Origin of the sequence: Halobacteriovorax sp. RZ-2 (genome assembly GCF_043196685.1) — a bacterium.
GTDB lineage: Bacteria > Bdellovibrionota > Bacteriovoracia > Bacteriovoracales > Bacteriovoracaceae > Halobacteriovorax_A.
Genome location: NZ_JBEBMR010000003.1, coordinates 449,758 through 462,471, shown reverse-complemented (window position 1 = coordinate 462,471; position 12,714 = coordinate 449,758). Strand labels below are relative to the sequence as shown.

General features: G+C 36.5%; 12 protein-coding genes. 6 read left to right on the top strand and 6 right to left on the bottom strand.

What is annotated here, in order from left to right; translation table 11 throughout:
* Positions 1-2: 2 nt before the first annotated feature.
* Genes ABMA78_RS13765 through ABMA78_RS13755 form a run of 3 tightly spaced genes read left to right on the top strand, consistent with a single transcriptional unit; the run spans position 3 to position 3,011 of the window.
* The gene (locus ABMA78_RS13765) at positions 3-1,034 is read left to right on the top strand and encodes a GYDIA family GHMP kinase (RefSeq protein ID WP_392860856.1); all 1,032 of its coding nucleotides are present in this window, start codon (positions 3-5) and stop codon (positions 1,032-1,034) included.
* Positions 1,024-2,109, top strand: coding sequence for a diphosphomevalonate decarboxylase (gene mvaD, locus ABMA78_RS13760; RefSeq protein WP_392860854.1), 1,086 nt, complete (start codon positions 1,024-1,026; stop codon positions 2,107-2,109). Before ABMA78_RS13765 ends, mvaD begins: the two co-directional genes overlap by 11 nt.
* Positions 2,109-3,011, top strand: a complete 903-nt coding sequence (locus ABMA78_RS13755; protein ID WP_392860852.1) for a mevalonate kinase — start codon at positions 2,109-2,111, stop codon at positions 3,009-3,011. Before mvaD ends, ABMA78_RS13755 begins: the two co-directional genes overlap by 1 nt.
* A gap of 36 nt (positions 3,012-3,047) precedes the next feature.
* Here the strand turns inward: ABMA78_RS13755 and ABMA78_RS13750 are convergent, their stop codons facing one another.
* The 4 genes from ABMA78_RS13750 to ABMA78_RS13735 form a co-directional block, all read right to left on the bottom strand.
* Positions 3,048-3,437 (bottom strand): hypothetical protein, encoded by a 390-nt coding sequence (locus ABMA78_RS13750; protein ID WP_392860850.1) that lies wholly within the window; start codon positions 3,435-3,437, stop codon positions 3,048-3,050.
* Between the two features lie 29 nt (positions 3,438-3,466).
* The gene (locus ABMA78_RS13745; protein ID WP_392860848.1) at positions 3,467-3,853 is read right to left on the bottom strand and encodes a hypothetical protein; all 387 of its coding nucleotides are present in this window, start codon (positions 3,851-3,853) and stop codon (positions 3,467-3,469) included.
* A gap of 174 nt (positions 3,854-4,027) precedes the next feature.
* The gene (locus ABMA78_RS13740; RefSeq protein ID WP_392860846.1) at positions 4,028-4,843 is read right to left on the bottom strand and encodes an enoyl-CoA hydratase/isomerase family protein; all 816 of its coding nucleotides are present in this window, start codon (positions 4,841-4,843) and stop codon (positions 4,028-4,030) included.
* Between the two features lie 126 nt (positions 4,844-4,969).
* The gene (locus ABMA78_RS13735; RefSeq protein ID WP_392860844.1) at positions 4,970-6,694 is read right to left on the bottom strand and encodes a hypothetical protein; all 1,725 of its coding nucleotides are present in this window, start codon (positions 6,692-6,694) and stop codon (positions 4,970-4,972) included.
* Between the two features lie 113 nt (positions 6,695-6,807).
* Here ABMA78_RS13735 and ABMA78_RS13730 point away from each other — a divergent pair, with 113 nt between their 5' ends.
* Positions 6,808-8,730 (top strand): hypothetical protein, encoded by a 1,923-nt coding sequence (locus ABMA78_RS13730; protein WP_392860842.1) that lies wholly within the window; start codon positions 6,808-6,810, stop codon positions 8,728-8,730.
* A 30-nt stretch (positions 8,731-8,760) separates the two neighbouring features.
* On the opposite strand, the gene trxB is transcribed toward ABMA78_RS13730, so the two are convergent.
* Positions 8,761-9,690 (bottom strand): thioredoxin-disulfide reductase, encoded by a 930-nt coding sequence (gene trxB / locus ABMA78_RS13725; RefSeq protein WP_392860840.1) that lies wholly within the window; start codon positions 9,688-9,690, stop codon positions 8,761-8,763.
* Positions 9,691-9,716: 26 nt separating this feature from the next.
* On the bottom strand, positions 9,717-9,902 hold the full coding sequence (locus ABMA78_RS13720) for a hypothetical protein (RefSeq protein ID WP_392860838.1): 186 nt from the start codon (positions 9,900-9,902) through the stop codon (positions 9,717-9,719).
* Between the two features lie 102 nt (positions 9,903-10,004).
* On the opposite strand from ABMA78_RS13720, the gene ABMA78_RS13715 reads away from it, so the two are divergent.
* Together ABMA78_RS13715 and ABMA78_RS13710 are read left to right on the top strand one after the other, a co-directional pair.
* Complete coding sequence (locus ABMA78_RS13715; RefSeq protein ID WP_392860837.1) at positions 10,005-11,567, top strand: hypothetical protein; 1,563 nt, start codon at positions 10,005-10,007, stop codon at positions 11,565-11,567.
* 9 nt (positions 11,568-11,576) lie between these two features.
* Positions 11,577-12,698 (top strand): hypothetical protein, encoded by a 1,122-nt coding sequence (locus ABMA78_RS13710; RefSeq protein WP_392860836.1) that lies wholly within the window; start codon positions 11,577-11,579, stop codon positions 12,696-12,698.
* Positions 12,699-12,714: the final 16 nt, after the last annotated feature.

Sequence of the window (12,714 nt, the reverse complement as noted above, 5' to 3'; positions counted from 1 at the left end):
TTATGAACACAACACACACAAGCAACACAATTTTAAAATATTTGGAAGGAGAACAATTTCTTGAACTTCCAAAGAATGGCCAACTTTACTTTGGTCATGGGAAATTACTTCTATCTGGAGAGTATTTTGTTCTAGACGGTGCTCAGGCACTTGGTCTACCAACGACTGTTGGACAATCTCTTCGCGTTCAATATTCAGCATCATTTGATCCAAAGCTATATTGGAAGTCATATGACCCTGCTGGAAAGCTATGGTTTGAAGTGATCTTTGAATTCTGGCACTTCAATATCTTAAATGACAATCCAACCAAAGAGATGATGGTTCTGCAACAGATGCTTAGACAAGCTAGAAAGCAGAATAAGCACTTCTTAAGAGATGGAGTTGATGTACATGTTGTGACTCAACTTGGATTCCCTCTTGAGTGGGGCCTAGGTTCATCTTCAACTTTAATTCATAATATTGCTGACTGGGCGATGGTTTCACCATTTGAGTTAGCATTTAATACGCTTGGTGGTTCTGGATACGATATCGCTTGTGCGCAAAGTGATGATCCACTTATCTATCAAAAAAGTGGTGACGGGCCAAAGTGGTCGCCGGTTGAATTCAACCCATCATTTAAAAATAACTTATACTTTATTTACTTAGGTCATAAGAAAAACTCTCGTGATGCTATTGAGTACTATAATCAGTTGCGTCCACATTCACCGGAAGTAATCAATACTATCAGTGAATTATCAAATCAGATTGCTTCTGCAAAAACGCAGGAGGAATTTAACTTCTTAATCCGTGCCCATGAAGAAATTATTGGTAAACAACTTAAACTTAAGCCTATTAAGCAAGAGGCCTTTAGTGACTTTGATGGAGAAATTAAATCTCTTGGTGCATGGGGTGGTGACTTCATTCTTGCTTCAACAATGAATAATAGAAGGTACGTTTCTAATTACTTTGAGGAAAAAGGCCTAAAGGTCATCATTCCTTACCGTGATTTAATTGTCGATAATGAACCAAAAGTTGAAGCTAATAATGTCCACTAATTTCAAGTTAACGAATTATAAAATAGAAAAATTAAGTGAAGGCCGCTCTTTCAATATAAAGAGCCCTTCTAATATTGCATTGATTAAGTACTGGGGAAAGTATGGAGAGCAGCTGCCTTCAAACCCTTCTCTAAGTGTCACACTTGATAATGCTCATACTTTGACAACTTATAAAGTTTCAAAATCTGATAAATTTGAATTAGATTTTAAATTTGAGTCAAAGAGTAATGAGAAGTTCCAGGCCCGTGTTGAAAAGTTTTTTAATCGAGCAGTTGAGTTCTTCCCATTTATCAATGAGTGTCGAATTGAAATGGATTCAATGAATTCATTTCCTCATTCGTCTGGAATTGCTTCTTCAGCAGCATCAATGTCAAATTTTGCCAGTGCACTTTGTGAGATTGAAAAAATAGTGACGCAAGAAGACCACGACGAAGAATATTACCTAAAGAAAGCTTCTTTTATGGCCCGCTTAGGCTCTGGAAGTGCTTCACGATCACTTTTTCCAAAAATGTCGATTTGGGGTAAGTCGGTTCAAGGAAGCTCTCAAGAGTATGCTGTTGGGCTTGATAGCTATGATAAGTCATTTGAAGGAATTTGTGATTCTATTGCAATTGTAAGTGCAAGTGAGAAGGCCGTAAGCTCTACAGCTGGCCATGCTCTTATGAATACGCATCCATTTGCAAAAACTCGTTTCTTAAATGCTTGCAACAATTTTAACTCACTTTGCTTTGCTCTAAGTAGTGGTGACTTTGATGCCTTTGCAGAGATTGTTGAGGCCGAGGCATTAGAACTTCACGGCCTAATGATGAATTCAAAACCATCATTTATTCTGATGGAACCAAATACATTAGCAATCATCGCTAAGATCAGAAACTTTAGAGCACAAACAGGCGCAAAGATCTGTTTTACTCTTGATGCTGGGCCAAATGTGCATATTCTTTATCTAAAAGAAGATGAAGCTAAAGTTCGTCAATTTATTGAAGATGAAGTTTCTGGCCTTTGTCATAATAACGTTGTTATCCATGATCACATGGGTAATGGTGTCGAAGTGGAATTTTTAAATCGAGATTCATAATGGAAAGTGTCGGAAGTTTTAGCGCAAAAATTCTTCTTTTTGGTGAGTACTCAATCATTCGCTCGTCAAAAGCTTTAGCGATGCCTTACTCACTTTTTGACGGAAAGCTAAACTTTCCTGAAAAGCAAAACACAGGAGTTGATTCTGAGTTATCTGCATTTTCACAATATTTAAAGAAACAAAATGAGAAGGGAAACCTTAGCTTTAACTTTGATCACCAATCTTTTTCTTTTGATATCTCTAGTGGCATTAGATTTAAATCAACTATTCCTCAGGGTTATGGTGTTGGAAGTTCGGGGGCATTATGTGCGGCCGTTTTTGATCGTTATGCACGTATTAGTGATGAACAAAAAAACGATATTGCCTTCTTAAAGGATTGTTTTAAAGAAATGGAATCACACTTTCACGGATCTTCATCTGGAGTTGACCCACTGATAAGTTACTTAAATGTTCCGCTTCTAATTGATAGTAAGAAACAGCTGACTGAAGTTGTTTTAAAAAATGAATCCAAAGGCCCAGGGCTATTTCTTTTAAATACAGGCCGTGCCAGAAGAACAGAGCCACTTGTAAACTTATTCATGGAAAAGTGTTCTTCTAAGGACTTTGCTTATCTTTGCGATCGCGTCTTAACGCCAATTTCTGATGAGTGTATAAAGTATTATATTAATGACGATCGTGAAAAGCTCTGGAAGAAGTTTAAAGAGTTATCTTCGTTTCAATTTGAACATTTCAACCCGATGATTCCTGCTCTTTATCGAGATCTATGGACAGAAGGTCTTGAATCGAATGATTTCTATTTGAAGCTTTGTGGTGCCGGTGGGGGAGGTTTTCTTCTAGGTCTGGCCCGTGATATTTCTAAGCTACCTTCACAATTAGCTAATTTTGAAATTAGACCAGTATAAATAAGGCCCACATTCACAAGTGGGCCTTTAAGTTTCTTATCTGATACCGTACATTTTTCTAATATCAGCAAGCTTGTGTGTTGGTGTTACTTTTCTTTTATCTTTACATATCTTCATTGTTTTCATGGCATAGACACCAGAAAATACTGATTGTTTTGTTATGTAGTTATATCTTATATCTGAGACAACTTCGTTATTATCGTTTACTTCAAATTCTTGAAAAACTTCAACCGCCATTGCCTTGGCACTATATTCAACATCTCCATTTGGCCATGGAAAGGCACTACATTGTCCGACAGATAGTGCATACTCATTCACACTCACTCGGCATTTGTAATTTTCGTCATGCTTACCTTTTTCACACCATGTGCTTGCAAGGATATTTGTTGTCGCTAAAATCGATAGTAGTAAAATAATATTTTTCATGTTCTTCTCCATTTTTTCTGTTTGAGTTCTTACTGTTGAATTCCGTAAAGATCTTTAACTTCTTCTAAGCTGTATGTTTCAAGCTCTCCCATGGCCTTGCGACAGTCCCAATAAGAATCCATTGCTTGTACACCTGTACCTGTTCCACTCGTTGTACTAAGAACAGTTCTTCTTTCAGTAAGAAGATTGTGATTGGCATCTTTTAGGTAAACTTCTTCAACAAATGCTACCCCTGCAAATGCATTATAAGATTCGATATACATATTATCGTTGTACCAACATCTTCCTTTTTTAAGTACGTGTTGTGCAATTAGATCTCTACATTCATAAATTTTAACGTGCCTAGAGATTTGCTTACAGTTAGCAAAAGAGCTTGTTACTGTAAGTAGTGATAGTGCAAAAATTAACTTTTTCATATTCTCTCCTCATTCAATCTTTTTGTTTTCTTGTTCGAGGAGGTTATAACACAAAAAAGTGCACTACACTGTTTTTGTGTAAATATTTTATGGTGAGCTATGTTTTCGAGAGAAATTTATGTGAAATCAGTGATTTGGCCCACTCTTTTGGAGACGAGATGGGCCGTTCTTAGGCTAGATGGCCTCTGCAACAGTAGGAGCTTGTTTTAAAACACGGGCAAAGTCGCGTGGATTAATGAAATCCTTTCCATTTGCATAGTTTTTAAAGTCACCAGTGGCCAATGTTGAGTTAGCAAAAGTGATTTCCTCTAAAAGGTCATCTTCCATTGCCTTAATAAGAGCGTTGTTAAATGATCTCTTTGTTTGAATTCTTGCAGTAGGTGACTGCTTAGAGATACGAGTTACAATATCTTCAAGTTCATTTTCGCTGTAAAGAATTTTTCCGACAAGGCCTGCGTTTATAAGGGCATCGGCACCTACGCTTTGAGAAGATAGTAGGTATTGCATAAGCTTTGCACTATTTGCTTTTTCGTTAGTAAGAGTATTCATACCTGCCATTGGTGTGATTCCCTTATCGAGTTGATTAAAAGTCACACTAAAAGAAGGAGCGCAGTAGCGGATATCTCCACCCATTGCTAATTCTAGACTAAATGGGCAAGCAGATTTTTGAAATGACCAAAGGATCGTCTGTGGTAATAGCAATTGTCCCCAGCTAAGTCTTGCTAGTTGTTGTAGAGTATTACCAAGGTTTACTTCATCGAAAAACCTAAGTTCTTCTTTTTTGAATAATTCAATATCATCACTAGCAAATTTAAAAACTACTGAATGAATTTCAATTTTATTAGTTAACCAGTCAAAGAAGTGTTCAAGTTCATTTAAGTACGTCGAAGTATTGAAAAACTGTTCATCGTTGGCGATGACAACGTTGCATGTACGAGTTTGTCTAGATAGTGAAATATTGAGTGTATTGTACTTAAAGAAATTACTCATTGATACCTTCCCTGGTCTTTTTAAAACTGCTATCCGATGCAGTTTCTAGTTACTAAATGTAAACTCTCAGATCGATCCGTGATCTGTTAATAAAATTATTTCAATTTTGCTTTGGGTCTGTCAAATCTAAGAAGCTTTTTTTCTCATTAAATTTTCCACAAAAATACTTTCAGTATTCTTATAAGAAATAGACTTATCACATGAATTTAAGGTGTTAAGGATGTATTCTTGTAGTTGAGTATTTTGGTCGCTACTTACTATTCTTCTGGAATCCCTTGTTCTAAGCCTTAGTTGAATTACCTGTTCGTTTGGCTCAGATTTTAATAAGGCCTTAACTATTATTGCGTGAAGGGTGCTATTGTTGAAGTCCCAGTTTGCGGCCTCTAGATCATTTATTGTTTCTTGTGAAAGTTTTCTCACACTCATGCCGCGTTTAGTGCATTCATATTTAATATAGTGCTTAGCGATTTCAACAATCTCTGCTCGACGTAGTCGAAGTGGTGGAATATTGAGTTTTACTGTTGTGATGAGATTGTAGAGGTCTGTTAGAATAATATCGTTCTTTTCAAGGGCCTTCAGATCATTGGTTGCAATTGTCACGATTCTAATTTTAAGCGACCTAATAATATTGTAGAAGGTTGCTTGTTCATCGTAGCTTAGCATCTCAAGGTTTTTAACGATTAAATCCTTTATTCCCTTATTTGTCAGCTCACTTATTTGTTCAAGTTTTTTATGATTAGCAATTTCATCGTCATTAAAGTCAATGACATTCTCTTCATTATCGCCGCAAATATAACGTGCGTACGCTCTCTTTCCAAGGCCTACTTCTCCGTGGATATAGAGATTTTCTCTAGTGTTCTTAATTGTATTTAGAGTGTTAATGATCGATTGTCCGGTTTGTGATTTATCACTGAAAATGAAGTGATCTGGAAGTTTGTTTTCAACCTTTTCACTACTAATAGTATGCTTTTTACCTGCATAAAAATAAGAGATAAGGCTAGCGATAATCTTTATATTTTCAATCATCGTAAAATTAAACTTCCCACCCGATACACTATTAGACATACAAATAATGCCAATGCTTTCTCCATTGTGGTTAACAATAGGGGACATTAGGATATTTTTAATGTCGAGATCGACACCGGTTGCTTTTTTCTCATGAAAGCTTTTGTTAATGATTACTTTATTAAAGTAGGCTTCTTTTAGAATGCTATTAAAGCTATGATCCCTCGGTGTAACGTCACTATTGGTTCTTTCAATTTCGAATTCACCTGTTTTGGCATCAAAGAGAAAGATATGATAGTTTTCACAGCGGAAAATGCTAGGAAGCTCATTTAAGATATCGATAATCTTACCACTATAAGTTTTTTGAATTAAGCTTTGAAAGAGTGAAAATAACTCAACCCCATCATCACGATTGATCTTTATTTTATTTTGGCAGATTTGAAAGAGCTTGTCTTTGAGCTTCGCCGTTCGATAGTGTGATAAGAAGTCTTTTAAAAAGTATTTTAAAACCGTTGTTTGTGAATTTGGTTCAATTGAAATTCCGTATATCGTCTTTGTCACATCCTCACAATAGATGAATGAGCGGATGATTATTCCAGTTAACTCAAAGTCCCAGTTATTAAAAAGTCTTTTAGTTGCGATTTTGATTTTAACTTTCTCGCCAATTGAATATTTTTGCGAGCAAATGAAATTTAGGCCAGAGAGGTTTATTGAGTCAATGCGAACATTATTATGTTTGATATTTTCGCGATCTATTGTGATCACTTCAGCACTAACTTTATCTTCCTCGTGAATTGGGAAGCGATATGATTTGAAAAATTTGTAATTTTGAATATTAAATTTCAATTATTCCTCAATGATGGGTCCGATTTCAGATATCTTCTTATCGTCGATTTCTTTAGAATTTTTATATCTCTGAGAGTTAAAGTTAGTAATTTTACTAGACGATAAATATTCATATGAAGAAACTTAGAAATTATCGTATTAAACTAAAAGAGTCGGATAATATAGAGTGTATTCTCTATGAAATGATTGGAGACTCAACTTCAAATTCATTCAATGTGGCCGTCGACAATATATCAACAACAGGTATTGGTGTTCTCATCGGAGAGTATGTTGATAGTCAAATTTTTAAGATTGAAATTAAGTTTAAAAAAATACGATTATTCCAAACCGTTAAGCTAAGACGATATCGTCCAAATTTTAATAATGTTGGTGATAACTACCTTGGCCTTGAGTTTATTGACTACGAGGTTGAAAGCATTATGAACCTCATGACAGAACTTGTTTCTTCAATGGGCAAGAGACGTCTTCGAAACCTTATGTATGATATGGTTTTAAATGAAGCAGTTGCGGGAAATTATGATTCTGATAATACATTCGATAAAGATATCGATGATAATGTTTCTGTTTCAATGATTCTTGATTTATTTCACATCTTTAAGAACTATCGTAATAAAGTTGAATTGATAAAATTATTCATTATTGAAGTCCAAAGAATTGTTAAGGCACGAGATGCTAGGGCTTTTATTGTAGGACATGATGAACACACTTTCAGTGAGTTTGATTTTCACACGAATCAGCTAAAAGAAATTGAGTATCCTATTGTTGGAATACTTGAGGAGCTATATAACAATCCTCGTGGTATTAAATCAAAATTCTCTCAATCTCTATCAAGTGATGAATTCTTTAATATGTACGAGGTTGTTAATAATACAACGATCTCAACATATATGATGTGTCCGATTTTCGATCATAATGAAAATATCTTTGGGATTTTAAATTTTTCAAATAAAGAAAAGAACGAACTCTTTACTGATAACGATTTAAAACAGGCAATGTTCCTAGCTCGAGTTATTGGCCTTCTCTACTTTTACAAGAGTGATGAGATTGAAGAGTATGAAGAATATAATAGTGGTGATTATGGGGACGATTACGAAAATGAAGTTGCTTTAAATACTTCAATGGGAATAAGTGTTTTTGCCAAAGGTGCCCAATCGTTCTTAGATCAATATAGCGCACCTAATGAAAAGGGCCCTGTCTATATTTACGGCGGCGAGGGAAGTGGTAAGTTCTATCTTTGTGAAAAAATTGCTCGCCAGTCTAATACTGCTAATACTCATATCGAAGTTGTTAATTGCTATGCCAAGATGACAAAGAAAGATATTGATGAGGTTGTTGATAAGATTAGAGATCGTGTTATTAATGGCCATGTAATCTTTAAGGGCCTTGATAAGCTTTCACCTACGGTGGCAAATTATATTATCGAGACTGTTGATCAGAGAGAATCGTTTAGAATTCTTTTTACTGGTACTGTTTATTTGAATGAGTTAATGATTCCAAGCTTTAAAACCATCTCACTCGTTGAGAGAAAGGAAGATATTCTCTTCTTTGCAAATTACTTTATCTCACAATATAGCCTTAAAAATCATACCACTAAAAAACGTCTTTCTCATCGTGTTCAAAAAATGCTTCTCGATTATGACTGGCCTGGAAATATTTCTGAACTCAAGGCCTGTATTGCAAGACTCATGATCTTTAATAAAGGCAGTGGAAATTTGACGATTAGAACGAGTGAGATCACTCCTTTATTTGAAAAGGACATACAGCCACAAATATCAATTGAGGCCAATGATTTAAAAATTAATGCCTTTGATGAACATGACCTAAATGAACAGGAGTGTGCAGACCTCTATCTTTATTTCTTCGTGGCCAAGCAATTAAAAGAAGGTGCCGTAGGGCTTAAGTCTGTGGCAAAAGGCTCCTTAATCGACTACGAAGATATGGTTGGCCGCCTTAAAAATGGTAGTAAGGTTGTAAAGCGCTTATTTAATGAAACTGTTGAAAGAGTTGAGTTGTATATTTCAGATAATGTGGCCTAGATTTTCTCTAGGCCACGATATGAATTTAAATTATTCGTTTTCTTCTAAGAATCTTTCAGCTCTGATTGCTGCCTGACATCCAGAACCTGCCGCAGAAATTGCCTGACGGTAGTAAGAGTCTTGAACATCACCACAAGCAAAAATACCAGCAACACTTGTATCAGGGTGTCTTCCTTCAGTGATGATAAAACCGTGATCATCTAGATCAACTTTACCTTTTAAGAAGTCTGTATTTGGCTTATGTCCGATACCCATAAATAGGCCATCAGTTTTTCTCTCAGTAACCTCACCAGTTTTTAAGTTTTCAACCTTAATTGAAGTTACACCTGTTGCATCTGCGATGATTTCTGTAACAGCGCTATCCCATACGAATTCAATCTTTTCGTTATTAAAAGCACGCTCTTGCATTGGCTTAGATGCACGAAGCTCATCTCTTCTATGGACAACATATACTTTAGAAGCAAATTTTGTAAGGAAAGTTGCTTCTTCCATTGCAGTATCCCCACCACCAACAACGTGAACAACACGGTCGCGGTAGAAGAATCCATCACAAGTTGCACAAGCACTAACACCTTTACCAATTAATTCTTTTTCATTTGGAAGGCCAAGATACTTGGCCGATGCACCAGTTGCAAGAATAACAGCATCTGCAGTGTAAGTTTTATCTTCATCTACTGTAAGAGTAAAAGGTCTCTTTGACGTATCAAGCCCAGTGACAAAACCACTCAGGTATTGTGTACCAAATCTCTGAGTTTGTTTTTTCATATTGGCCATAAGCTCTGGCCCCATGATTCCTTCTGGGAATCCTGGAAAGTTATCAACATCAGTCGTCGTCGTTAATTGCCCACCTGGCTCATGTCCTTCAATAACAAGAGGCTCAAGGTTTGCACGTGATGCATATAGGGCCGCTGTATAACCAGCAGGACCTGATCCAATAATAATGACTTTGTGGTGTGCCATTCAAAAACTCCGTTTTTTTCTAAATTTTATTCAATTCCTAATTCTTTCTTAATTTCCTCAGGACGATCATCTTCCTCAGGGTTCATGTCGTAGTATGCGTTGACGCTTACTAGATCATCAGGATTAGCTGCTTTCTTAGTTGTTTTGTAAACTTCGCCAGTCATTTGGCATTCGTATCGAAAAATCTGAATATTCTTCTTTCTTTTGGCCATATTTTCCTCCGTTCACTCGTGGTGCACCGTGGCATAATTTTGTAAAAATATACATACCTTACCATATTGTTTCAAATACTTCCATTCGTTATAATTAAATATATGGATAAATATAAACAATTCGTAATGATACTTTTGCTAAATTTATTGATGGCAAATACTTATGCAATGATGCAAGCAAAAGTTGTGGCCCTTTCCCAGTCTGGACGCACAATTAAGCTGTCTGTCGGAAAGCTTACAGGACTAAAAACTGGTGATGTGGCAGACGTATCAATGCGTATTGGCGACTATCAAAAACCAAAATACCTCTACCTTGGAAGTATTGAGCTTCTAAAGGTTTCAGATCGAGAATCTTATTGGTATTTCAAGGATATTTCTGGAGATAAGCTAAACCGTGCTAATTTCGCTCCGGATGCAACTATTGCGCTACAAATTCGATCTCAAACCGCAAGTGGCCGTTATAAGAAAAAACCTGTCTACGAAATTAAGGCCTATGAGTCAAAGAAAACAAAATTTAATAATCAACACGCCATCGATGGAGAAGTTCCGACAGATCTTGTGCAAGATAAAGAGACTCCAAGTGATAAGAATTATGACTCAAGAATTGATGAGTCGACAATTTATAAGGTCACAAAGAAAACTCAGTTAAGAGATGGTGACGAGATTATCGTTAGAGATGGTAGACTTCGCTATAAGTATGTCGATTCTCAGCTAGAGCCTGTTGATACAGCAAAACTTACGGCCGAAGAATTTGATGCTCAAATGGCGCGCCAAAATCAAGATCAATTAAGTAAGATCTCTGCGGCCCAAGATGGCTACAAAGAAATGCTCTATAGTGGGCGACCTGACTTAACTGGTGCTAATTCAAATCTCTCAATTCCAAATGCGATGGAAGAAAGCCTTGCAAGAGAAAGGGCCAAGAATCGTGTGACAAAATCGGCAAAGGCAGTTCTCGATAAAGAAGGGCCACTATGGTCTGCTGATATGGATAGTGAGCAACTTAGTCGCTACTTAAAGTCATCTGGTATTGCTCGTGAAAAATTTAGAAGAGAAAATGTTCTTTCAATCGAAAGTGGTAATGAAGTTCAGTTAAGCTTTATTTCAAACCTTATGCCAAATTATACGGATAGTGACAGTAACCACCAAAACCTTGGTTATGGCCTTGCCGCTTCTTATGAATTTCATCTTATCAGAGCACATGATTCTCTCAAAAAGTGGAGTGTTGACTTTGGTCTCGACGTTTCAAACCTAAATGTTGATCTTGGTGGTATCAATGGCCGCATGACTTATATGAATTTTGGCGCGCATGTTAATTATTACTTCTACAATGCTCCTTACGTGCGAAATAAACTTCTTGCTTTTGTTGGCCTTGGAATGAAGCGTGGAACTGGTGAGACGACCTCTGCCTCTTTTGCTAATTACAGCTATGACTATGAATCAGTCGCTCTTCCTTCAATTACTCTTGGAATTAAAACAAGAATTTCTACATTCAGAGATTATGAAAAAGGAAATATGTTTGGCTATGGTATAGGGGCCAAGTTAAACTATGAACTACTAAGTTTGTCTCCTATAAGCGAAGTTAATGCAACGGATGCTAATAATTTTGCACTTAACCAAACAGTTAGTAATTTAAAATTTATCGCTAGTTTAAGTATATTTTTTTAAGGATATGATATGACAGGACGTTTACTAAAAATTCTAACCTTCTCACTAATTACACTATTGAGCTCTAGTACACTGGCTCTGGATATTGATGAGAAGTTAACTTTCAGAATTCTTCAGACTTCAACATCGAAGAAAACGATTCTTATGAATCGAGGCCTTGAAGATGGCCTCGTTATCGGGGATCATGCAAAGTTCTTTATTACGACAGGTGTTTTTGCTAGAGCTGTCTGTATTAAGGCCACTCCTTCACGTTCTGTATGGAGTATTTATCGAATTGTAAAACCTAATGAAATCCAACGTGATAAGGTTGCAAACTTAAAGATTTCTTCTCCTGTGAAACTGACAGATGATCGATCTAAGTCACTACAGGCAACGTATCCTGGTGGAAAGCAGATGGGGGAGCCTGTTGATGTTAACCGTTCTGCCCCACAACAAAGAAGTTCATATACTCAATCTTCAGCTTCAAATAGCTATGAGGAACAGAGTGAGCTTGAGGCCATTAAAACAACATCATTTTCAAGCAATCAAACAATGTCTAAACCGACACCAAGTAAGATTCTAGATAAGAATATGGCCTTTAATGTCTCAGCTGGCCTTAATATGCTTAGCGGAACATATGACAATGTTGGTGTAAGTACTGATGCAGAACTTAGCTCACTTGGTTTTGCTGGAGAGTTTGAGCTATTCTTTCCAAAGTCTCAAAGTTTTCTACAAAAATTTTCACTTAAAGCAAGTGTTGGTTACTATTCTGGAAGCAATGGCATCTCTGACTCAACTTCATCTTCAATTGATTTTGGTGGGGCCGTTAATTTCCATATTTTTAATCCTCTTGCAACAAACCGCTTTATTCCTTACGTTGAAGTTGGTTTTGGTCTATCGATGACTTCACTTAATGAAATCCCACAGAGTGCTGGTTCTTCAACAACTGAAAGCCTTTCTGGTTCAGGGACATATATGAATTTTGGTGGTGGGATCAAGTACACACTTGATTCAGGATTTGGTTTCTATGCAAAAGGTGACTACTTTAGCAGCTCATCAACTTTCAGTATAGAAACTGGTGGATCGACAGTTGAGAACACGATCTCTCTAAGTGGTTTTAGAGCAATTGCTGGAGCCTACTTACGCTTCTAGTTTCTCTTAACAGACG

Bases quoted from the DNA above. Each gene is read 5' to 3' on its own strand.
- ABMA78_RS13750 (WP_392860850.1), bottom strand. From the start codon at position 3,437: ATGAAAAATATTATTTTACTACTATCGATTTTAGCGACAACAAATATC.
- trxB (WP_392860840.1), bottom strand. From the start codon at position 9,690: ATGGCACACCACAAAGTCATTATTATTGGATCAGGTCCTGCTGGTTAT.
- ABMA78_RS13715 (WP_392860837.1), top strand. From the start codon at position 10,005: ATGGATAAATATAAACAATTCGTAATGATACTTTTGCTAAATTTATTG.
- ABMA78_RS13740 (WP_392860846.1), bottom strand. From the start codon at position 4,843: ATGAGTAATTTCTTTAAGTACAATACACTCAATATTTCACTATCTAGA.
- ABMA78_RS13755 (WP_392860852.1), top strand. From the start codon at position 2,109: ATGGAAAGTGTCGGAAGTTTTAGCGCAAAAATTCTTCTTTTTGGTGAG.
- ABMA78_RS13745 (WP_392860848.1), bottom strand. From the start codon at position 3,853: ATGAAAAAGTTAATTTTTGCACTATCACTACTTACAGTAACAAGCTCT.
- ABMA78_RS13720 (WP_392860838.1), bottom strand. From the start codon at position 9,902: ATGGCCAAAAGAAAGAAGAATATTCAGATTTTTCGATACGAATGCCAA.
- ABMA78_RS13730 (WP_392860842.1), top strand. From the start codon at position 6,808: ATGAAGAAACTTAGAAATTATCGTATTAAACTAAAAGAGTCGGATAAT.
- ABMA78_RS13765 (WP_392860856.1), top strand. From the start codon at position 3: ATGAACACAACACACACAAGCAACACAATTTTAAAATATTTGGAAGGA.
- mvaD (WP_392860854.1), top strand. From the start codon at position 1,024: ATGTCCACTAATTTCAAGTTAACGAATTATAAAATAGAAAAATTAAGT.
- ABMA78_RS13710 (WP_392860836.1), top strand. From the start codon at position 11,577: ATGACAGGACGTTTACTAAAAATTCTAACCTTCTCACTAATTACACTA.